Here is a 20,797-nt window from a genome sequence, read left to right on the forward strand (position 1 = left end):
TACAAGGGGGTGATATATATATGAAAACACGATTTTACTGGACAATTTAAAAATGGAGTAAGAAAGAAATTGATTTTTAATTTAATCTTAAAATGTTAATAAATGATATCTTTGAGAAACCATATCCTTAATAAAATTTAGCACAATTTCATGAAAATATTCCTTAAGAAATTATTTACGCCCAATTCCCTACAATTTATAGTTGCTATTTTCTTTGCATTGTTTTTTGCTATTCAGGGGCATGCACAAAAAGGGAGAAGCTTAAAGATCATGGCTTATAATATTCATCATGCCAATCCTCCATCTAAACCTGACTTTATTGATATTAATGCAATTGCGAAGGTAATAATGGATGCCAATCCAGACCTGGTTGCCTTGCAGGAGGTGGACGTGAATACCAAACGTTCAGGAGTTAACCTTAATCAGGCAAAGGAGTTGGCGAGGCTAACTGGGATGAATTTTTATTTTGAGCCCTCTATACCTTTTCAGGGTGGTGGTTACGGCAATGCTATACTCTCTAAATTCCCCATTGAAGAAAAGGCTTTTTATTCTTTATCGGCAGAAGAAGGAACCGAACCCAGAGCTGTTTTGACCATTCAAGTTACCATACCTGGAAAGCAGAAAGTGAAATTTGCATCTACTCACTTAGACTTTAGTGTAAGTTCAAATACGGCTCGACAGGCCAAAGATTTGATTGACTATTACAAAAAGGAAAAGTTGCCTGTAATTATAGCTGGTGATTTCAATGCAGTGGCCGGTTCTGAAGCTATAGCGACAATGGACAGCGGTTTTACAAGAACCTGTACTGGAAATTGCCCCCCAACCATACCAGTAATCAATCCAAAAAAAGCGATAGATTTTATTTATTTCAAATCAAAAAAAGGTTTCAAAGTAATCCATCATGAAGTGATCTCAGAAACTTATGCCTCCGATCACTTACCTATTTTTGCAATTTTATCTTACTGAGACCTTTTATTTTGGAAGCACGATCAATTAAATATGCAATATTTATAGGATTCTCAGGAAAATTCGTACTTTAACTAAGCTTATTATTAGAGATAATAATAGGTTTTCTTGATTTTACCAATGAGTAGATCTCCATCCTTGTAGCAGAGCAATTGCATAGGATTTGAATTTAAAGAAGCCTTTTAATAGAATTTTATTTATGAAGCTAAGGATCTATTTAGCATGCTATCTCAGTTTTGCCTGTTCCATACCAGATGGTAGCCTTGCAATCCAAAAGGAAATGCAGAATTTCAGAGTGTTGGGTTATCTCTATGTGGATGAGAACATAAAAGAGGAAGTAGACAAAGTGCTTTGGGATTCTTATACAGACATAAATCTTGCATTTGTACAGCCAGATTCAAATGGCAATTTCTTAAATAAAAGTGGATATGAATATTTGGTAGAAAAAGCACACTTGAATGGTGTTAGGGCTTTCATTTCCATAGGTGGTGGTGAACCTCCTGAATACCTGGCAAAGCTCATGAAAGTTGAATATAGGAGCCAATGGGTCAGGGGAATAGTGGATTTGGTGGATAGCTTTGAATTTGATGGGGTAGATGTAGACTTAGAAAATGCACTGATAAATAATGATTATGCCCCATTTGTCGAGGAGCTTCATCAAGCTTTGAAGGCATCAGGTAAGTTGATGACTGCCGCACTCGCAAGTTGGAATGGAAACAAAATCTCTAAGGAAACCATGGAGCTGTATGACTTTATTAATATTATGTCCTATGACGAAACAGGGCCATGGGACCTAGATTATATCGGACAACATGCTCCTTATGGGATGGCTCAAAACGACATCCAGTACTTCCATGAAGTAAGAGGCATTCCTACATCAAAATTATTACTTGGACTACCTCTATACGGTTATGGTTTTGGGCCTGGAGTACCCACAAGTTTAAAGTATAAACATATAATTGAGGCTTATCCAAATGCCTATAAACAGGATAGCATAGTCTCCAGTGAGGGCGGAATTTTTTATTACAATTCTCCAGACCTAATCCGCAGGAAAACAAAATTAGCCTTGGATTCTAAATTAGCAGGGGTAATGGTCTGGCACATATCTGCTGATTCGGAGGGGCCTAATTCCTTATTAAAAGTGATTAATGACACCTTGTGAAACACAATAAGACCAAAAACTAAAATAACAATTTAATGGATTTAAAAATAGCCTCAGCCCAATTTGAAAATAAAAGTGGGGACAAGGTTTACAACCTTAACTTGATAGATGAATTAAGTAAAAAGGCAGCACAAGAAGGCGCCGATATTGTTGCTTTTCATGAATGCTCAATTACAGGTTATTCTTTTGCACGTAACCTAAATAAGGAACAAATGTTGGAGCTGGCTGAATTTGTTCCTGATGGACCTAGCATTCAACAGCTCATTAAAATAGCTAAAAAAAACAATATCACCATACTGGCAGGCCTGTTTGAGAAAGATAAAGATGGGCAAATTCTCAAATCCTATGTATGTGTAGATCAAAATGGCCTTCAGGCCAATTTTCATAAACTGCATCCATTTATAAATCCAAATATTAAACCAGGCTCAAGCTATTGTGTTTTTGACTATAATGGTTGGAAATGTGGTATATTGATATGTTATGACAATAATGTTGTAGAGAATGTAAGGGCGACATGTCTTTTGGGAGCCGAAATAATTTTCATGCCTCATGTTACCATGTGTACCCCTTCTACTAGGCCTGGTGCTGGATTTGTAGCCCCTGAGCTATGGCACAATAGAAAGAAAGACCCAACTTCATTGAGGTTAGAATTTGATGGGATGAAAGGAAGGCAATGGCTTATGAAATGGCTTCCTGCCCGCGCTTATGACAATGGTATTTATGTGGTTTTCTCCAACCCGATCGGTATGGACGATGACCAGCTGAAGAATGGCTGTTCAATGATCCTAGATCCTTTCGGAGATATCATTGCTGAATGTAGGAAACTCGATAACGATGTGGTTATTGCAGATTTGTCAAGAGAGAAACTTAAACTGGCTGGGGGTTATCGCTATAGGAATGCCAGAAGACCAGCTCTTTATAAGGATATTATAGGACAGGAACATAATGCCACCCAGAAGGTGGCCTGGCTAGGCAAAGAAGATCAATAAATATGGAAAAGCAAGTTCCGGAATGTTTTTATAGACTGAGCGTTAAAGCATTAATTCGTGATGAAGAAAATCGGTTTTTACTGGTTAGGGAAGACAATGGTTTTTGGGAGTTACCAGGAGGAGGGTTGGATTTTGGGGAGTTTCCTTTGGACGGGCTTAAGAGAGAAATTTGGGAGGAAATGGAATTGAAAACCAACCACATTTCCACTCAACCAGCCTATTTTTTCACAGTGAAAAACCACAATAATGTATTCATCGCCAATGCGATGTATGAAACCCGTTTAGAGAGTTTTGATTTTGTTTCTACAAACGAATGTAAAGAAATTCGATTTTTTTCACCTGATGAAGTATTTGCAGAAAAGTGCGTTTACCCAAATGTGATCGCCTTTGCTGAACTGTATCAAAAAGAACCGTTAAACCATTGATCTACTTACTAAATGATGGATATTTCATGTTTAATGAAATCCCCAAAAAATAGAGAATCCTATTAGCAGCTTTAATTTTTTAGCTGAAACCACTTCATAACCAAGAATTGATTATTACCTACTACAATCTTCCAACTTTTTAAATGTCCTAATGCCTTGATTTTATTTGGATTACACCTTGTTTCAGTAAATGGAAGGCGAAACTATGGGTCAATTTATTACCTAATATAGGATAAGTCTGGTATTTATAAATCCCTGCATTTTTGGATTAATTATAGTATTTTGCACTTCTGAACCGCCCAGAAGCCTATTAACTTTATTCAGTATGCCCCGGAAGATGATTCTTCCGGTATTTAAAAGAAAAACATGAGAAATAGTCCCAACAGAAGAAATTTTTTTAAAAAATCAATTGTACTAGCCGGCGCATTTTCATCAGGAAGCTTGTTTAACGAACTTCATGCGAAAGACTTTGAAGATAAAGCCATTATTTATAAAGATCTAAGTGCTGCGGAAATTGCAAGTAATGAGGATTATTGGTCGTTTATTCAACAGGCTTATCCAGCAAGTTCTTCACCTATATTAAACCTTAACAATGGAGGCGTTTCCCCAAGTCCCCAACTGGTTCTTGATGCGGTAGACCGGTACAGTAAAATGTCCAATTTGGCACCATCCTATTATATGTGGCGGATTTTGGACCAAGGAAGGGAGCCTTTAAGAGAGAAACTTGCGCAATTGGGGGGCTGTGACCCTGAGGAAATAGCAATCAACAGAAATGCAACAGAAGCCCTTAATACCGTTATCCATGGTTTGGATCTGAATAAGGGAGATGAAGTCATCGGAAGTATTCAGGATTACCCTAACATGATGAATGCCTGGAAACAGCGTGCCTTGAGAGAGGGGATCGTGTACAATCAATTGTCTTTCGATTTTCCAATAGAAGATGAAGATTTTATTGTGGACATGTACCGGCAAGCGATTTCTCCAAAAACCAAAATAATTCATGTTACTCATGTGATCAACTGGGTAGGACAAATCATGCCGGTCAAGAAAATCTGTCAGATGGCGCATGAAAGAGGGATAGAAGTAGTAGTGGACGGAGCACATTCTTTTGGTTTGCTGGATTTTGACATTCCAGACTTGGAGGCAGATTACTTTGGTACTAGCCTTCATAAGTACCTCTCCGCACCTATAGGGACAGGTATGATGTGGGTGAAAAAAGAGCATATTTCTAAAGTTTGGCCTTTATTCTGTGACCAGGATCCGACCAGAGGAGACATCAGGAAATTTGAGACGTTAGGTACCAGAAGTTTTCCAATAGAACAGGGGATTGGTGAAGCGATAAACTTTCACAATGGAATAGGGAGAAAGCGCAAAGAAGAGCGAGCGAGGTATTTGAAAAACTATTGGGCAGAGAAGGCCAAGGAAATCCCAGGGGTAAACATTCACACTTCATTAAAAGATTCTTTTAGTTGTGTGATAGCCGGTGTATCCATAGACGGGATGACGCCAAGGGTGTTAGAAAGTACTCTTTTAAAAACCTATAAAATTCATACTTCACCTATCAGTTATGAAAACATAGATGTTGTCCGCGTTTCTCCTCATGTTTATACTAAGCCATCTGAATTGGACAGGTTAGTTAAGGCACTAGGTGAATTGGCAACGAAATAAAGTTGTAGAAATAATTTAATTAAATGGTGGAAAAAAATTATGACGCAATAGTCGTTGGTTCAGGCCCAAACGGCTTGGCGGCGGCTATTGTGGTCAATGATCTCAATGAATTACCCCAATCGAAAGCAATATTGTTTGATGTAAGTCCTAGAAATTTGCAAAAAATAGCCGGTGATCAATTTTCTAAATTGTATAAATGCCAGCTTGGTAGGTATAAGTATGGGGTGGGGATATTAATGCTGGTGTTCAGGACATTACTCAGATCTTTACCCGCCCGGCGATGAGGGTGTCTCCCTACAGGGCTTCTGCAAAAGGTATTTATATCTGCTCTTCATCTACCTCACCTGGTGGTGGAATGCATGGGATGTGTGGATTTTATGCTGGAAAGCAGGTGATTAAGGATTTATTTTGATGGTTGTTTTAGTGATTTGTTTATCTTTAAAAGATTATGCTTTTTAATATTTGAATCAGTTTTTGTGAAAAGTTCACTCCGTAATTGTAAAGTAATGCCCTATTTAAATATTGTATTTTTTTTTGCTATTGTAATTTTGCCATTTCAGGGGCTATTTGGGGCTGATTTAAAAGACATTGACTCCTTACTGCATGAATCGATGTCCGCTCAATATGATCAAAAGGAGATTGCAATCGCCCATGTAAAAATGGCAAAGGAGTTGGCTAAGGATCTTGATGATCCCAAATTAATGGCTCGTATAAATAATCAGGAAGGTACTGTTTACTATATTTCAGGTGATTACGAACTCGCGCTTAGAAATTTTTTGGAGGCTTATGAATACGCAATTAGGGTTAATTCCATTCCTGAGAAAGTATATGCGATGAATGGGAGAGCACTCGTTTTGATGGTGGAAAGAGAGTTTGATGTGGCGAAGGATTTATTTGAGGAGTGTATACGGATAAATGCCACAAATAACGACAGTGTAAAACTAGCAAAAAATCATTTTAATTTGGGGATTCTTTATAATGAACAAAAAGACCTTGATGAATCAATGAGGCAACTAAATACAGCGCTGGATTTTTTGACAAATTACCCGAAACAAGGTTTGAATTTAATGGTCAATAATAGAATGGCCAAGGTTTATCATGAGATGGGGGAGTATGAGAATGCCCTGGTCAAGTACAATGTTGTTTTACAAGATAGCCTCTCCCTTACGAATTGGGAAAAAACATTTGCCCTCACTGGCTTGGCTCAATTGAAGTTTGAAACTGGGCATACTAAGGAAGCATTGGCACTCGGGAAGGAAGCATTTAATACGGCTAAGATTCATGGAGCAAATTGGGATTTACAAAAAATCACAGAACTTCTAAGTGTTATTTACAAAGAAGAAGGGTTATTCCAGAAAGCGTATTATTTTTTGGAGTTAAGCCAATCCTATAGGGACAGTCTTTATAATGAAGAAAAAAGCAGGCAAATTGCAAGGCTTCAGTTGAAAATATCTCAAGTAGAAAATGAAAAATTAAGAGCCGAGAGTGAAAAGGACCAGACTACTTTAAGGCAGAACAACAGACTCTTCATCTTTCTTACCCTTCTAATATTTTTTCTTGGGTTTACCATTTATTTTTACCGCAAAAGCATAAAGCTAAAGGAGAAGTTTAATAATTCTCTGAAGAAGAAAAACAGGGCGATTCAAAAAAACAAAAACCTCATTGACCAACAAAACAAAAATTTAATCGAAATAAATGCCGTTAAGACCAAGCTTCTTAGTGTTGTCTCCCATGATCTGAGGTCTCCCATTACCTCAATAAAGCAACTTTTAGAAATGAGAGGTAAAGGTTATTTTACCAAGGAAGATGAAAACGAAGCCTATGACCACCTGACAATCCAGATTCAAAATACCGAGACAATGCTAAATGATCTACTAGAATGGGCAAACAGTCAGTTGGATGGTTTAAAATCAAATCCATCTACAGTGGTGCTTTCAGAGGTGGTTACTGAGGTTTTGTTGGGGTACAGTTTTCAGGCTAAAACAAAATTTTTAAATACGGAGCACCAAGAAAATCAAAGCATACAGATAGAAATCGATCGGGTTCAATTAAAGATTATCCTTCAAAATTTATTAGGAAATGCAATAAAGTTCACCCCCGAATATGGCACTATTAAAGTGTACTATGAAGTAAAGAATGCCTTTGTAATTTGTCATATTGAGGACTCAGGCGTCGGAGTTGATGAAAATTACCATGACTTGATCAATAGTGGGGATTACGCAAGAATTCCATCTATGATAGGTACATCCAATGAGAAAGGAACTGGTTTAGGTATTCTGCTGGTGAAGCAATTTCTTGACCTAAATGGAGGGAAGTTACAGATGGAAAGTGAGCCTGGACTTGGTACACACTTCATTTTGTACTTTAAGCGATAGTGGAATTGATTCATGCCCAACTCTAATCTGATCTTCTTTACTTCATGCGCCCTTCGGTACCGGTTTTTCCCAGAAAGGTAAGCAAGTCCGTAATAGGTTATTAGGCAATGAACATGCGAGCAAGTAGTGACAACGCCTTCGTCATGCTTTAAAAAAGGAGCAATTGGATTTGCACATTACCCATGGTTCTGGGCATTTGATTGTTGATTTGAGTAATTACCATACGGGGGGTATCCACTGCAGGTCTTTCCACACCCACTGATTCACCCAGAAACAATAGGCATTGGGGTCGGGTAGAGAAAAAATGGTATTAGTTACCTCTATTGGCATTACGTTTTTTAAGCTCAAGTTTCTTTTAACCATGAAAATTGGTGCAGTTCTAATTCCGAAAGTTTGACGGTTTTCAAAAAGGGTATTGCGTAGCTTTATAGAAGTGTATTTTAAGTTAAATTTGTTTCGAATACGTTAATATTTATTAATTCTGATTTCATTTGTTTCCATAAGGAGCTATTTTTTTAATCTTGGAGTTGTAATCCTTTATTATAAGTTTATCGTTACTTACTTTTGTTGCTTTGCCCCGAATGCTGCAATTGGATCTCCAAAATCTGTATTTAGTTTTTCAATCCAAATTAATCGGTTCATTGAAAACTTTGTTATAGTCCCCTTTTAGGGAATGAAAATTAGTTGTAAAATGATTTCATGGCAGGATAGAATGTTTAATTCAAATTTCGGGTTTTAATATTGAAGTAATTATTAATCACCAAATCAAATACAATGAATAAGAAAGAGATAACACTTAGGATGATTGCTGACAGGGAGTACGAAACCGTTAATCCTGAAGGGAATAAAGTTCAAATGGACATGTACAATGGGGAAGACAAGAAAAATCAAAGCCCAATGGAGTTATTGCTATCTGGATTAGCTGGATGTTCGGCTGTTGATGCGGTCCTGATGATGAAAAAGAAAAGAAAGCTTGTTGAGAATTTTGAAATAAAGGCTGAGGGATTAAGAAATGAAGGAACACCTGCATTCTATAAGTCAATTCACTTGCATTTTATTCTAACCTCCCCTGATGCGACAGAATTGGAGTTTGAAAAAGTTATTAAGCTGGCGGTAGAAAAGTATTGTTCAGTTGCCTCAAGTCTGAAATCAGACATTACTTATTCCACGGAAATAAAAAAGGCTTTATGAGGGTAGTTAGAGAGAGCAGTAAAGAAGGAATCAGAATCAGCTTATTTGAGTGGAACAATAAGTATATACTAAAATTCGAGGCTGGTAATTTAGAACAAACTTATAAGGTTCCAGCGATGGATGTCCTTGAAGAAAAAGATTTAGATACCTTAACGGAGGGGGATTTTTACCAAGAAGTGAAAAAAAGGTTTGATGAAATGCATCAATCACTTCAAATTGCTACAAAAAATTTCTAAATTTGTCTTAATTTAATTATTTAAAGATGAAATATTTATTTTTTGTATTGATTTTGATATTTTTGTTATCTTCTTCTTGTCAATCGGATGTTAATGCGCCGATTGATAATCATTTATTATTATTAGATTCTATAATTCGAATTGTTGAAGCTGAATTATCTCCTTTAGAAGATGATATTACGAAATTAGCAGCCTTTTCAACTTTTTTATATGAACAGGAGTATAATAAATCATTACCAGTACAAAATTTAAATTCAAATAAATATGTAACACTTCAGAATGGTTTTATCTACAACCCAAATCCAGAAAGAGAGGTAAGTACTGTTTTTGTCTCTCTCTCCTCAGAAAATAAAGATTTATCCATCAAGGAGGTGTATTTGACAGAACAGATGGATAGTGTATTTAAAAGTATTATTGAAAATCGCCATTTGGTGAGTCAGGTTTACTTTAATTCAACTAATAGATTCACCAGGCTATATCCTTCCAATGATTTGAATACGATTGATCCTGCTATTGACCTTACGTCATTTAATTTCTTTTACCTTGGGGATGCACTCAGGAATCCAACAAGGAAATCAGTTTGGGTAGAAGAGGTTTATGTTGATCCTCTAGGAAAGGGTTGGATGCTTTCATTGATTCAACCTGTGTATTTTGAGGATGAGCTAAAAGGTGTTTTAGGTTTTGATATAACAATATTGGATCTGATGCGTAAATTCTTAAACAATTCAGATAAGAAATTAATCATTATAGATGGCCAAGGTAGCATTGTAGCAGGAGGGGAAGAGGTCATTAAAGCGCTAAATATGCCCCCACTTAAGAATCATGCTTATATTCAAACGGTTAACTCGGAAAGCTTCCGAAAGGAAGACTTTAATCTGTATAAAAGTAAAAGCAAAGAGATTCGTAGAATGGCCTCTAAATTTTTATTGGAGAAAGTGAGTTATCAAAGCTTTGAAATGCAAGGTAAAGTATTCGAAGCTTACAGTAGGAAAATGGATGTTTTGGGCTGGTACTTATTAGATATTCATGACGAATAGAAATTATAATCAAGACGATGATGTACAAGTGCCAGCTAAGCCAAAGAGGCTTTGGTGGCTGATAGGACTTGGGTGTGGCGCGATTTTAATCACCCTGACCTTGGCCCTATTTTTTTATAAATCCATTTCCAATAACCAGATAAACAATCGAAATTTTTTTCTAAACAAACAACTCGAATTTGCAGCAAATGAAGCGCAAGGTTACCTAAACAATCTAAATGAGGATTTAATCTTTTTTGCCAACAGTCAGGAAGTCAATGCACAGAAAAAGACAACGATTGGTACCGCTAGGGAATTAGATGAACTAAGGGCTAGAAAATTGCTGAACAATTACATGGATTTGATCGATACTCTCATTGTAAGAAAGGGAGATTTCGAAAAACTGTATAGTGTTAATGAATTGGATCAGCTGAATGTCAATTCATCGAAAACGAGTCTGATCGAGCCTAAGCATACAAATGAAAGTTTCAAAGTGGTATCAGATAAAGGAGATGTTGAAATTATTATCAAACTAAATCTCAATAAGTATTTCAATAGGCTTTTAGATAACTATTACCTGGGATCAAATACATATAAATTGGTCTATATGGACAATGGTTTTTTCAAGATCAATGAAGAAGGCCAGGTATTTTTTCTAGACGAGTCTTTTAAGACTAAAATCATTGATGAAATTGATGGAGGTATAAGAGGCGATTATTCTGGTTTTATTTCCGGTACTATTGATGCTAAAGCAAAAGAATTTCTTCTCGTACAGTACCCATTTAAATTGGTGCATTTGAATGAAAACTATGCCTTTGCTTTTGCTCAGGAAAAGACCACCATTGATTCAGCTATCTTCGAAAATTACTTTCACTTGTTTTTAGTTTTATTTGCCTTGTTGGCTTTAGTAATCCTTTTTATCTATAAATACTTTAAAATCACAAGTGAGAACAATCGGTTTCTTGAGGAGAAATCCAGGCATCTTAACCAACTTTTAAAACAACAAACCATACTGCTTCAACAGTCTAAAGGATTTATCTACTACCAAAATGCAGAGGATACAATTTATAAGGTTAGTGAAAATGTGAAAGAGGTGTTGGGCTTCCAACCCAATGAATTGGTAAAGCAAAACCTAAGTAATTTTATAATTGGAGGCAGCGAAGATTTTTCTGAGACAAGAGGGGATTGCATTGAGCAGAAAAAAGAGGTTTACGCGTATGAATTTAACTCTGAAAAGAAAAATGGGGAATCCATTAGGGCGAGGATTTTCGAGAAATTAATCTACAAAGAAGATTTAACTTTTGAAGGTTCAGTAGGGATTTTTACTGATATCAATGATAAATACAAAGCGGACCAGGAATTGGTTAAAAGTGAAAACAGGCTTCGGTCAGTGTTAAATTGTTTGCCGGATATAATTTTCATATACAATAACGAAGGAATATACCTTGACTATTATGTTCAACATGAAGAGTTGTTATTTGCTTCTCCTGAAGAATCCATGGGCAAGAAAATAGATGAGGTGTTATCTGGTCAGGCAGGTGAAAAGGCCATGCGCGCATTTAATAAAGTCATTTTGACGGGCAAAATGCAAACCGAGGAACTTGATTTACTTCTTGATATTGGTAGAAGATATTTTGAGGTGAGGTTTTTTAAATTGGATGAAGACCGGGTAATTTCTGTAGGGCGGGACATTACAGGTCAAAGGCTTTGGGAAAGAGGACTTAGTGAAGCCAAAGAAGCAGCTGAATTGGCAAATAGAGAAAAATCCAGCTTTTTGGCCAATATGAGCCATGAGATCAGAACCCCGTTAAATGGTCTATTGGGAATAACAGGGCTGCTGTTCAAGACACCATTGTCAACAAAGCAACATGAACTACTTTCTATCATTGGAGATTCTGGTGAATCACTTTTAAACATAGTTAATGATATTCTTGATTACTCAAAAATTGATGCGGGTAAAATGGAATTGGATCCTGTAGCGATGAACTTTGCTTCTGAAATGGAGAAAATTGTCAATGTCTTTTCAGGGATGGCAATCCAGAAATCTTTAAAAATTAATTTAGAAATAAAAAAAAGTGTTCCCAGGACCATTATTCTAGATAAAGATAAACTGGCTCAGATCTTTTTCAATATCATTGGGAATGCCGTCAAGTTTTCTAAAAAAGGTGGCCGTATTGATATCGCTATTAGTGGTGAATTTATTTTTACCCAAAACCTAATACTGACATGTACAGTAAAGGACAATGGAGTAGGCATCTCCCAGGATAAGATCCCTCAATTGATAAAACCTTTTACGCAGGCAAGTGAGGCTTCAAATGGTGATTATAAAGGCACAGGTTTAGGTCTTGCCATCGCCAATAAGCTAATTGAGTTAATGGGAGGTGTGCTCCACATTGAAAGTGAAATTGATCAAGGATCTACCTTTACCTTTGCGCTTATTTCTCTAGCCAGTGAAGAGGAGTTAACCATTTCAAAAAGCACTTCACATGCAGCTGAAAATCTAGCCATTGAAAATTTGGCTGATAATCATCCCCTTGAAATTTTGCTTGTCGAGGACAATGACATAAATCTGAAATTCATGGTTATGCTTTTATCGCAAATGGGCTATACTCCTGACGTCGCTTTAAATGGAGTTGAAGCAATAAAAGCGGTGGAAAAAAAGAAATTTGACCTGGTTTTTATGGACAATCAAATGCCTAGAATGAATGGAATGGATGCCACAAAAGTAATCAGAACCATGCCAAATGGTAAGAAAATGATGATCATTGGTTTGTCAGCGAGTGTGTTCAAGGAAGATATCAAACTGGCGATGAACATCGGAATGAATGATTACCTGACCAAACCCGTAAGAATTCAACAGATCGTAGAGAGAATAAAGAAATGTATCTTGTTAAAAGAAAAGGCAGTTAAATAATCGTTTCTGTATCAAAGGACTCGAGATAGTCTGCAACTTTTTTCACAAACATTCCTCCTAATGCTCCATCTACCACCCTGTGGTCATAGGAATGGGACAAAATCATTTTGTGACGTATCCCTATCATATCCCCAGTTGGTGATTCTATCACAGCAGGTTTTTTAGTAATTGCTCCTACTGCCATAATGGCCACTTGAGGTTGTACTATGATAGGAGTCCCCATAATATTTCCAAATGACCCTATGTTTGATAGGGTATAAGTACCCCCCTTCAGCTCTTCTGCATTCAATCGGTTTTCTCTTGCTCTCAGTGCAAGTTCATTGATTTTTTTGGATAACTCAGCCAGGGTCAATCGATCTGCATTTTTGATTACAGGAACAATCAGGTTCCCATTTGCCAAGGCTACAGCAACGCCGATGTTGATGTTTTTCTTTTTAATGATTTTATCTCCTTCAACAGAAATATTCATCATTGGATAGTCTTTCAGGGCCTTAGCAATCGCTTGAATAAAAAACGGGGTAAAGGTGATTTTTTCGCCTTCTTTGGCTTGAAAATCATCTTTGATTCGGTTCCTATAAAACACGATATTGGTTAGATCGGCCTCCATGAATGAGGTGACATGCGCTGAAATGTTTTTCGAATCCAGCATCCTTTGAGCGATCATTTTCCTCATCCTGTCCATCTCCAGGATTTCATCATTCTGATCACTAGGAGAAGACACCAAAGGTGCTTTCCTTTTTGAAATATACGCTAAAATATCTTTTTTAGTAACCCTTCCACCTTTTGCACTTCCAGCTATTTCTGCTAATTCTGAAGAATTTACATTCTCTTGATTGGCAATACTTTGAACCAACGGGGAATAAAATCGTTTTTCCTCAATGCCTACTGGTTCTGTATTGGATTCTTTTCCTAGGATTATAGAAGTAAATTCGGGGACGTCCTGAAAAAGCTCTTTTCCATTTCCTGGAGAGGGCTTGTTCGGTAAATCAGTTGCCTTAGACTCCTCCATGTTTTCGAGTTTTACCTCTATAATGGCGATAGGCTTACCAACTTCTATTATTTCTCCTTCCTTGGCTAGGATCGTTTTTAAAACGCCAGAGTGTGTGGCAGGCACTTCAGTGTCTACTTTATCAGTAGCTACTTCAAGTACAGATTCATCTTGGTCTATTTGGTCTCCTTCTTTCTTTAGCCATGAAAGAATAGTGCCTTCCATAATGCTCTCTCCCATTTTGGGCATCACCATTTCCACTGTTGCCATAGCTTTTGCTTATTTTTTTAAACTCCCTAGCTATAAAACTAAAATTTAGTAGCTGGTTTACAAAAGGAAAATCCCTAAATTTTATTTTCTATTGTATAAGATTGTCTCTCTCAATAGGTTTAAAGAAGCGGTACTTGTCAATTGAATATTGATTAGCCGATCTTTTGTGAGCTGCAACATACGCGTCCAGCATTTTTCACCATCATGACAAGCGATCCACACCATTCCCACAGGCTTTTCATCACTTCCTCCTCCAGGACCTGCTACTCCACTTGTTGCCAGGCCATAGGTGGAATTGAATTTAAGCCTCACTTGTTTGCTCATTTCAATAACTGTTTCCTCACTCACGGCTCCTTTTAAAGCAAGTGTTTCAGGACTTACACCAAGCAAGTGCTCTTTAAAGGTGTTGTGATAGGGTGTAATTGATCCATTGAAATAATTACTTGCTCCCGGGATACTAGTAATAACGTGGGACAAATATCCTCCTGTACAGCTCTCCGCTATGGCAATGTTTTCATTTCTTTGATTCAACTCCTGACCCAATGCGGATGCAATTGTATCTGTATTATAACCATAAATGTATTTAGCGATTAAAGGTTCCAATTTTGCTATTTGTTCATCTACTTCCTTGACAATAGGAGGAAGTGACACTCCAAAACCAGTTAACCTCAGCTTCACTTCTCCCAATGATGGCAAATAGGCCAAGCGTATATGGGGAGGCAGTTGATCTTCCCAATCTGAGATGATATCTGACAACCAACTTTCACCAATTCCTATGGTCTTTACAAGCTTGTGATAGATAACAGGTAATTTGTATTTCTCTTTAATTTTTGGAATCACGGCATTTTCCATAAGGTACTTCATTTCGTGAGGTACCCCTGGCATTGACATCCAAACTGATCCATTTTCCTCAAACCACATTCCAGGTGCTGTGCCTACAGCATTTTGAATATAGGTACAATTGGAAGGTAAGTAAGCCTGACTTCGATTAGTGGGGGATAATTCTCTACCTCGGCTTTCAAAGAACTTGCGTACATCTTCAAGTGCATTAGGAAATAGCTTCATTGATGAATTGAAAAAATCTACTAGTACATTTTTCGTCAAGTCATCCTTAGTAGGTCCTAGCCCTCCAGTCATTAGGATAATGTCTGCTTTTTTTGAGGCTGATTTAAAAGCTTCAATCATTGCTTCCGAGTCGTCACCAATAGTGGTTTTCCTTACCACTCTCACCCCAATCTTGTCCATCTCTTCACTCAACCATTTACTATTGGTATCAAGGATTTGGCCATAAAGTAATTCATCGCCTATGGATATGATTTCAGCTGTAACAGGTTTATTCATGTGACAAAGTTTTAATCTTTCGGAAATTCAAAATTAAAAGTTTCCTAGTAGCAATCTTGAATAAGGAGTAAAAATTATAATTGAAATGATAAAAATATCACTCTAGGGAGTGGTTTTTCTTTTGTAGGTCACAAAAGCATAGTCAAATCGGTTATTCTCGTCTTTATTATGACTGCTAGTATCCGTAATCTCCCAGTTCTTAGTGTCAAATATAGGGAAGAAGGTGTCAGCATCTGGCATTGCATCTATTTCGGTAATGATCATTTCTTGGCTGTAGGGCAAAGCTAATTTATAAATTTCTGCCCCACCCAAAATAAAAATTTTCTCCAATTTTTTTTTCATTCCTATAGCAAGCGCTTCTTCTAAGCTATGGACTACTAGATGACCATCGGGAACGGTATAATTTAAATTACTTGTAATTACAATATGAACCCTGCCAGGCAAAGGTTTATTCAAAGATTCAAATGTTTTTCTACCCATGATCACATGGTGACCTGCTGTAGTGCTTTTAAAATGTCTAAGGTCCGCAGGAAGTCGCCAAGGCAAATCGCCGTTTAGACCTATAGCATTATTGGTCGCCTTGGCAACAATGATAGATGTAATCAATTTTGGTACAGGTGTTTATGGTTTATTAGTTAGCTGCTTTCATCGGGTTAGGATAGTCAGCTAATTTATAGCTTGTGCTTTGTGAATTGTCGATTTTTATTATTTTCATCTCTGAGGAACTTTCGTCCTCTTTGCTTTTAAAAGTCATTTCCATAATATTTCCTTCAGGGAAATTACCAAAAAAAGTACTGTTTTGCTCTTTCATTTTCTTAGTTACGAATGGACTGTTTTTACTCCAAAAGCCTTCCAGGCCTTCAACGGACTCTTCGCTTATCCAATACGTCCCTTCACCATCTTCAGACGCCATTCGAAATTCTTCGCAACTGTATCCATGAATGTCTTTTTTGTTGCCGGTTTTTTCAAATGTCATACTTTCGTAGGGTTGGTGGGCTGCAGTGTCAGCATAAGTATCAAGCATTCCACTCCAATCCATCCCAAATGCCATGCTTGATTTTTCCTCCTCATTCTCCATCAACATGACGGTGGCTTTATTTTTATGGTCCATGATAATAATGGACTTTTCATTTGCATCCTTTCTATCTGGATCAATGAATTCCATTCCAAAATAATCGGGATTCTCAGATAAAAAGGAATTGAATAACACTGGGTCTTCTTCTTTTCCCTTTTTACTAGTACTCTTGATCTCCATCACTGCCACGCCAGAAAAGTTGTATTCACTTTCCGTATCCACATTCATGTTTATGGAACCCATGATTTTAGAGATGTCATAAGACTTGCCTTGTTGGTTTGTGCTATCTCCATCAATGTTACCACTATCATAATCTCCGTAGAGGTTTTCGAAAGCCTTTTCAAGCTGCCTTTCCGTGGCTTTCTCCATTTGTTTAGCAACTGTCTTTTCTACAGCTCTAGATACACCTTGTGAGACACCCTCGGATGCAGCCCTTTTTAATTTTCTCAATAACTGACATTCGGCATCAAGACTTAAAAAGGACAGCGCAATTACCAATAAAAATAATGATTTAACTTTCATTTCATACTTAATTTTAGAGAACATTTAAAGTTATGAAATATTCATAAAAAGTCCTAAACAATATTTTTGTGTATGTAAAAACCTAAATATCAAGTATGTATTCAATTATACCAGCATTTTTACCCTTCGGTCTTGTGACTAAAAGAGGAACCTTATTGTTAGTTTGAATGAGCCTTTCTGCTAAGCTACCTATGAACAGTGCGGTGGCGGCTGTTCTTCCTTTGGCTCCTATAATAATTATATTTGCTTTTATTTCTTGCGCCTTGTTGATGATGTCTATGACTGGATCATCATCTTCATCTCTAGTGTATAGTGGGGTGATTTCATGCCCTTTAGTATCTATCTTTCGGATGAATTTTTTGTAGTTAACCTTCGCATGCATCAGCATGATATCACTAAACTCATCATAAGATTTTCCTGTGAAATGATAACCAGAAGGAACAGAGAAAACATTTTGGCAAATAATTTCTGATTTCCCGTCGTATTTTTCTGTTATTTCAATGGCTTCCTCCATTGCGTCTTTGGAATAGTCTGAAAAATCACTAGGGACAAGTATTTTTTTAATTTTTGGGAGACTGTTTTCTGGGACAATTAAAAGAGAGCAGGAGGCTCTTCTTGCCAACCGCTGAGTAATAACGCCTGACCCATTGATGGTTGTTTTCTTCCCGACAAGAATTAAATCAGCGGATTTTTCACTGGCCAGTTTGAGTATTTTTTTTGAAAGTTGCCCTTCCCTTACTACAAAGGTTGTACTTATATTCAAATCTGGATCTAGGTTTTCTTTTACAACCTGTTTCATCTGACTTTTTCGTTCCTCTACCATATTATCGATAAGGTTTGGGAACTCAGCCAAAACATCTTTAGGAATACTTAAGTTTCTAATGATATTTGTAAAGTAAATTTTTTTGGACTGGTTGCTCTTCGCTATAAAGGTGGCAAATTTCACGAGCGTTTTGTCCATCTCTGATTGATCAAGGCAAACAATTATTTTTTTGATTTGATACATTATGTAAAATAATTATAGATTCTATCCGATAAAAGCTGTTTAACCTGAATATGTAATAGGATTCGTGATAGCTTTTTCCAGTCCTTGTCTGGAAGTGATTCTGTCATGGAATAGCGTCCTACCGCCTATTTCTATTTTTTCTATTTTTGACGTCTAACTTTAATTGCCTACAATTTTTAAATTAGCAAAATAATTTCTTAATACAATTTTTTGCTTTCTCTTTTTGGAAAGATAGACCATCCTATTTTCAATTTATTTTTTTCAAATGCTTACTTTTTCTTTTTTTAAGAAAATGTTGTAATCCCAAGGTAACAAGCCATTTAGAGAATAAAGGAGTATACTAGTGCAGAGTAAGAATTTAGCATTGAAATCGCTGATTTTGACGTAATTCCATCATGAAATAGAATGGCTATAGGAGCTGAGGTGATAAAGGGATTTTGGGTTTCAAAATTCAAATACAGTAAGATGAGGTTTGAGGTTTCCTCATATTGATTGTATATTTACATTGTGGTTCGGGTCAGCGACATGTTCAAACTTCACAATTTAATTAATATACCGAGTGAAGCACATTTTCAAAACCAGGCCTCATCTTTCATTTGGAAGACCTCGTAGCTTTATTGATGCAGGATAACAGTGGAAGGTTGCGAGAAAGGTGCAGCTCAAATCTTGTTTTACCGGAGGTTTGTAACACTCCATGATTCGGACCATATTTTAAGGGGACTGCTAGTCAGTCCCCTTTTTTTGTTTCCTAGTACAATACTCTAAACCTGATCGTCCCGTGAATGGCTTTCAGTTCGTCTATCACTTTGCTGCTGTAGGCTTTGTCTATATCAGTGATGACATAACCAATTTTCTCGTTTGTTTTAAGGTATTGTCCCACAATATTGATGTCATAATCAGCCAATATTTTATTGATTCTTGCCATTATTCCTGGCTCATTTAGGTGGATATGGATCAACCTGTGCGCATCATGCAGGAAGGGCAATTGGATATTAGGGAAGTTGACACTATTATAGGTGTTACCAGTATTGATGTATTCAATGATCTTACCCGGCACAAATTGGGCAATATTTTGTTGTGCTTCTAAAGTGCTTCCGCCAATATGAGGAGTAAGGATAGTATTGGGAAGTCCCCTCAGTTCTGATTCAAATGGCTCTGTATTGTTTTTTGGCTCCTTAGGAAATACATCTACACCAGCACCAGCCAGGTGCCCTGATGTCAAAGCGTCCCGAAGTGCAGGCACATCCACTACATGTCCTCTACTTAAATTGATCAAATAAGCCCCTTTCTTCATTAAGGCAATCTTTTCCTTATCAATCAATAACTCATTTTCTTTCCTTCCATCAACATGAAGAGAGATGACATCACAAGTTTCAAGTAATTCATCTAATGAATCAATTTTGGTGGCATTGCCTAAAGCAAGTCGCTCTATTACATCATAGTAATAAACATTCAGGCCCATGTTCTCAGCCAAAACTGACAATTGAGAGCCAATATTACCATAACCTATTATACCTAATTTTTTACCCCTGATTTCAAAGCTACCATTGGCACTTTTATCCCATTTACTATCATGCATACTGGTGGTTTTATCAACCATTCCACGCATTAAAAAGATTATTTCAGCAATGGCAAGTTCTACAACTGATCGGGTATTGCTGAATGGAGCATTAAAAACAGCGATTCCTTTCTCCTGGCATGTTTCCAAATCGATTTGATTGGTGCCGATGCAAAAAGCCCCTATGGAAATTAATCTGTTGGCATTTTCTAAAACTTTTTTGGTAACCTGAGTTTTAGATCGGATGCCAAGTACAGATACTTTTTTTATTTTTTCTGCCAATTCTTCTTCAGAGAGTGCTGAACTAATCACTTCTACATTGTAGCCCTCAGCTTTCATTAATTCAACGCCAATAGGATGTACATTTTCCAATAATAGTACATTGATACGGCTTTTTGGATAGGAAAACTTTTTGTTCATCTTATTCACATATAAAATTTCATCCAGACTTGGTGCAATGTGATCCGCCTTAGACGATACCGCAGGGCGGTGGATATTTTCTGTAAAAGCGTAAAATTTATTGGCTACTCCTGAGGCCTTGATCTCATAATCAGTATATCCATCACCAATGACATAAATGTCACCGCTTAGGTTTAATTTCTTTATGGTATCAGGCTTCCCATTGTTTTGTGAAAGTGGGTTTTCTTTGTTAAAGCCAGTGATTTTGCCGGATTCATCGTAAACGAACTCATTGGCAAAAACATTTTCAGGCTTGATTCCAAAACTTGTTACTATAGGTGCTACAAAATCTTTGAAACCATTAGAAATAATATAAATGTCATTCCTGTTTTCTAGCAAAAACTCTTTGTTCCTCTGGAAAGAATCCGACACTTTCTTCATCAAAGCAGTAATCAATTCTGAAATTTGATCCTTATTGGCATTCAAAATTTCTACCCGTTGAACAAGGCTCTCCCTAAAAGTGATTTTACCTTCCATTCCCTGGTCAGTTATGTCCTTTATTGATTGTAGCTTTTCAACTTTTAAAGGGTCATCCTTTAAACTAATTTCACCTAAAATATCCAAAGCTTCAACCTTGGTAAAAGTGCTGTCAAAATCAATAATAAACTTTTTGGTGGCAGTCATTCTAAAGCAATT

Annotated in this window: 16 protein-coding genes and 1 pseudogene; 11 read left to right on the forward strand and 6 right to left on the reverse strand. The window is 36.9% G+C overall.

Annotated elements, in window-relative coordinates:
• The first annotated feature begins 150 nt into the window (after positions 1 to 150).
• From AAC073_RS03030 to AAC073_RS03080, 11 genes and pseudogenes are all read left to right on the forward strand, one after another.
• A complete protein-coding gene (locus AAC073_RS03030) occupies positions 151 to 966 on the forward strand; it encodes an endonuclease/exonuclease/phosphatase family protein (RefSeq protein ID WP_339922358.1) in 816 nt (271 codons plus the stop codon).
• Between the two features lie 199 nt (positions 967 to 1,165).
• On the forward strand, positions 1,166 to 2,128 hold the full coding sequence (locus tag AAC073_RS03035; RefSeq protein WP_339922359.1) for a glycosyl hydrolase family 18 protein: 963 nt from the start codon (positions 1,166 to 1,168) through the stop codon (positions 2,126 to 2,128).
• A gap of 35 nt (positions 2,129 to 2,163) precedes the next feature.
• On the forward strand, positions 2,164 to 3,117 hold the full coding sequence (locus tag AAC073_RS03040) for a nitrilase family protein (RefSeq protein WP_339922360.1): 954 nt from the start codon (positions 2,164 to 2,166) through the stop codon (positions 3,115 to 3,117).
• A 2-nt stretch (positions 3,118 to 3,119) separates the two neighbouring features.
• Positions 3,120 to 3,542 carry an NUDIX domain-containing protein gene (locus AAC073_RS03045; RefSeq protein WP_339922361.1) on the forward strand — a complete coding sequence of 141 codons (423 nt, stop codon included), beginning with the start codon at positions 3,120 to 3,122 and terminating at the stop codon, positions 3,540 to 3,542.
• 366 nt (positions 3,543 to 3,908) lie between these two features.
• Positions 3,909 to 5,210, forward strand: a complete 1,302-nt coding sequence (locus tag AAC073_RS03050; protein ID WP_339922362.1) for an aminotransferase class V-fold PLP-dependent enzyme — start codon at positions 3,909 to 3,911, stop codon at positions 5,208 to 5,210.
• A gap of 223 nt (positions 5,211 to 5,433) precedes the next feature.
• Positions 5,434 to 5,622 (forward strand): annotated as a pseudogene (locus tag AAC073_RS03055) (FAD-dependent oxidoreductase); the annotation flags it as partial.
• A 94-nt stretch (positions 5,623 to 5,716) separates the two neighbouring features.
• Positions 5,717 to 7,585 carry a tetratricopeptide repeat-containing sensor histidine kinase gene (locus AAC073_RS03060; protein WP_339922363.1) on the forward strand — a complete coding sequence of 623 codons (1,869 nt, stop codon included), beginning with the start codon at positions 5,717 to 5,719 and terminating at the stop codon, positions 7,583 to 7,585.
• A gap of 774 nt (positions 7,586 to 8,359) precedes the next feature.
• A complete protein-coding gene (locus AAC073_RS03065; RefSeq protein WP_339922364.1) occupies positions 8,360 to 8,776 on the forward strand; it encodes an OsmC family protein in 417 nt (138 codons plus the stop codon).
• Positions 8,773 to 9,012: a hypothetical protein gene (locus AAC073_RS03070; RefSeq protein WP_339922365.1), complete on the forward strand. Its 240-nt coding sequence runs from the start codon at positions 8,773 to 8,775 to the stop codon at positions 9,010 to 9,012. The genes AAC073_RS03065 and AAC073_RS03070 overlap by 4 nt, the downstream gene beginning before the upstream one ends.
• 26 nt (positions 9,013 to 9,038) lie before the next feature.
• On the forward strand, positions 9,039 to 10,049 hold the full coding sequence (locus tag AAC073_RS03075) for a cysteine protease (protein ID WP_339922366.1): 1,011 nt from the start codon (positions 9,039 to 9,041) through the stop codon (positions 10,047 to 10,049).
• Complete coding sequence (locus AAC073_RS03080) at positions 10,039 to 12,942, forward strand: ATP-binding protein (RefSeq protein WP_339922367.1); 2,904 nt, start codon at positions 10,039 to 10,041, stop codon at positions 12,940 to 12,942. The genes AAC073_RS03075 and AAC073_RS03080 overlap by 11 nt, the downstream gene beginning before the upstream one ends.
• Here AAC073_RS03080 and AAC073_RS03085 read toward each other — a convergent pair.
• From AAC073_RS03085 to serA, 6 genes are all read right to left on the reverse strand, one after another.
• Positions 12,935 to 14,200: a dihydrolipoamide acetyltransferase family protein gene (locus tag AAC073_RS03085; RefSeq protein ID WP_339922368.1), complete on the reverse strand. Its 1,266-nt coding sequence runs from the start codon at positions 14,198 to 14,200 to the stop codon at positions 12,935 to 12,937. The genes AAC073_RS03080 and AAC073_RS03085 overlap by 8 nt on opposite strands.
• Before the next feature lie 81 nt (positions 14,201 to 14,281).
• Positions 14,282 to 15,541, reverse strand: coding sequence for a competence/damage-inducible protein A (locus AAC073_RS03090; protein ID WP_339922369.1), 1,260 nt, complete (start codon positions 15,539 to 15,541; stop codon positions 14,282 to 14,284).
• A gap of 102 nt (positions 15,542 to 15,643) precedes the next feature.
• Positions 15,644 to 16,147 (reverse strand): dihydrofolate reductase, encoded by a 504-nt coding sequence (locus AAC073_RS03095; RefSeq protein ID WP_339922370.1) that lies wholly within the window; start codon positions 16,145 to 16,147, stop codon positions 15,644 to 15,646.
• A gap of 25 nt (positions 16,148 to 16,172) precedes the next feature.
• Positions 16,173 to 17,138: a DUF4412 domain-containing protein gene (locus AAC073_RS03100; RefSeq protein ID WP_339922371.1), complete on the reverse strand. Its 966-nt coding sequence runs from the start codon at positions 17,136 to 17,138 to the stop codon at positions 16,173 to 16,175.
• 82 nt (positions 17,139 to 17,220) lie between these two features.
• Positions 17,221 to 18,144 carry a universal stress protein gene (locus AAC073_RS03105; RefSeq protein WP_339922372.1) on the reverse strand — a complete coding sequence of 308 codons (924 nt, stop codon included), beginning with the start codon at positions 18,142 to 18,144 and terminating at the stop codon, positions 17,221 to 17,223.
• A 748-nt stretch (positions 18,145 to 18,892) separates the two neighbouring features.
• Positions 18,893 to 20,785, reverse strand: coding sequence for a phosphoglycerate dehydrogenase (serA, locus tag AAC073_RS03110; protein ID WP_339922373.1), 1,893 nt, complete (start codon positions 20,783 to 20,785; stop codon positions 18,893 to 18,895).
• Positions 20,786 to 20,797 lie beyond the last annotated feature (12 nt).

This window comes from uncultured Cyclobacterium sp. (assembly GCF_963977555.1).
GTDB lineage: Bacteria > Bacteroidota > Bacteroidia > Cytophagales > Cyclobacteriaceae > Cyclobacterium.

Bases quoted from the DNA above. Each gene is read 5' to 3' on its own strand.
- AAC073_RS03030 (WP_339922358.1), top strand. From the start codon at position 151: ATGAAAATATTCCTTAAGAAATTATTTACGCCCAATTCCCTACAATTT.
- AAC073_RS03035 (WP_339922359.1), top strand. From the start codon at position 1,166: ATGAAGCTAAGGATCTATTTAGCATGCTATCTCAGTTTTGCCTGTTCC.
- AAC073_RS03040 (WP_339922360.1), top strand. From the start codon at position 2,164: ATGGATTTAAAAATAGCCTCAGCCCAATTTGAAAATAAAAGTGGGGAC.
- AAC073_RS03045 (WP_339922361.1), top strand. From the start codon at position 3,120: ATGGAAAAGCAAGTTCCGGAATGTTTTTATAGACTGAGCGTTAAAGCA.
- AAC073_RS03050 (WP_339922362.1), top strand. From the start codon at position 3,909: ATGAGAAATAGTCCCAACAGAAGAAATTTTTTTAAAAAATCAATTGTA.
- AAC073_RS03060 (WP_339922363.1), top strand. From the start codon at position 5,717: ATGCCCTATTTAAATATTGTATTTTTTTTTGCTATTGTAATTTTGCCA.
- AAC073_RS03065 (WP_339922364.1), top strand. From the start codon at position 8,360: ATGAATAAGAAAGAGATAACACTTAGGATGATTGCTGACAGGGAGTAC.
- AAC073_RS03070 (WP_339922365.1), top strand. From the start codon at position 8,773: ATGAGGGTAGTTAGAGAGAGCAGTAAAGAAGGAATCAGAATCAGCTTA.
- AAC073_RS03075 (WP_339922366.1), top strand. From the start codon at position 9,039: ATGAAATATTTATTTTTTGTATTGATTTTGATATTTTTGTTATCTTCT.
- AAC073_RS03080 (WP_339922367.1), top strand. From the start codon at position 10,039: ATGACGAATAGAAATTATAATCAAGACGATGATGTACAAGTGCCAGCT.
- AAC073_RS03085 (WP_339922368.1), bottom strand. From the start codon at position 14,200: ATGGCAACAGTGGAAATGGTGATGCCCAAAATGGGAGAGAGCATTATG.
- AAC073_RS03090 (WP_339922369.1), bottom strand. From the start codon at position 15,541: ATGAATAAACCTGTTACAGCTGAAATCATATCCATAGGCGATGAATTA.
- AAC073_RS03100 (WP_339922371.1), bottom strand. From the start codon at position 17,138: ATGAAAGTTAAATCATTATTTTTATTGGTAATTGCGCTGTCCTTTTTA.
- AAC073_RS03105 (WP_339922372.1), bottom strand. From the start codon at position 18,144: ATGTATCAAATCAAAAAAATAATTGTTTGCCTTGATCAATCAGAGATG.
- serA (WP_339922373.1), bottom strand. From the start codon at position 20,785: ATGACTGCCACCAAAAAGTTTATTATTGATTTTGACAGCACTTTTACC.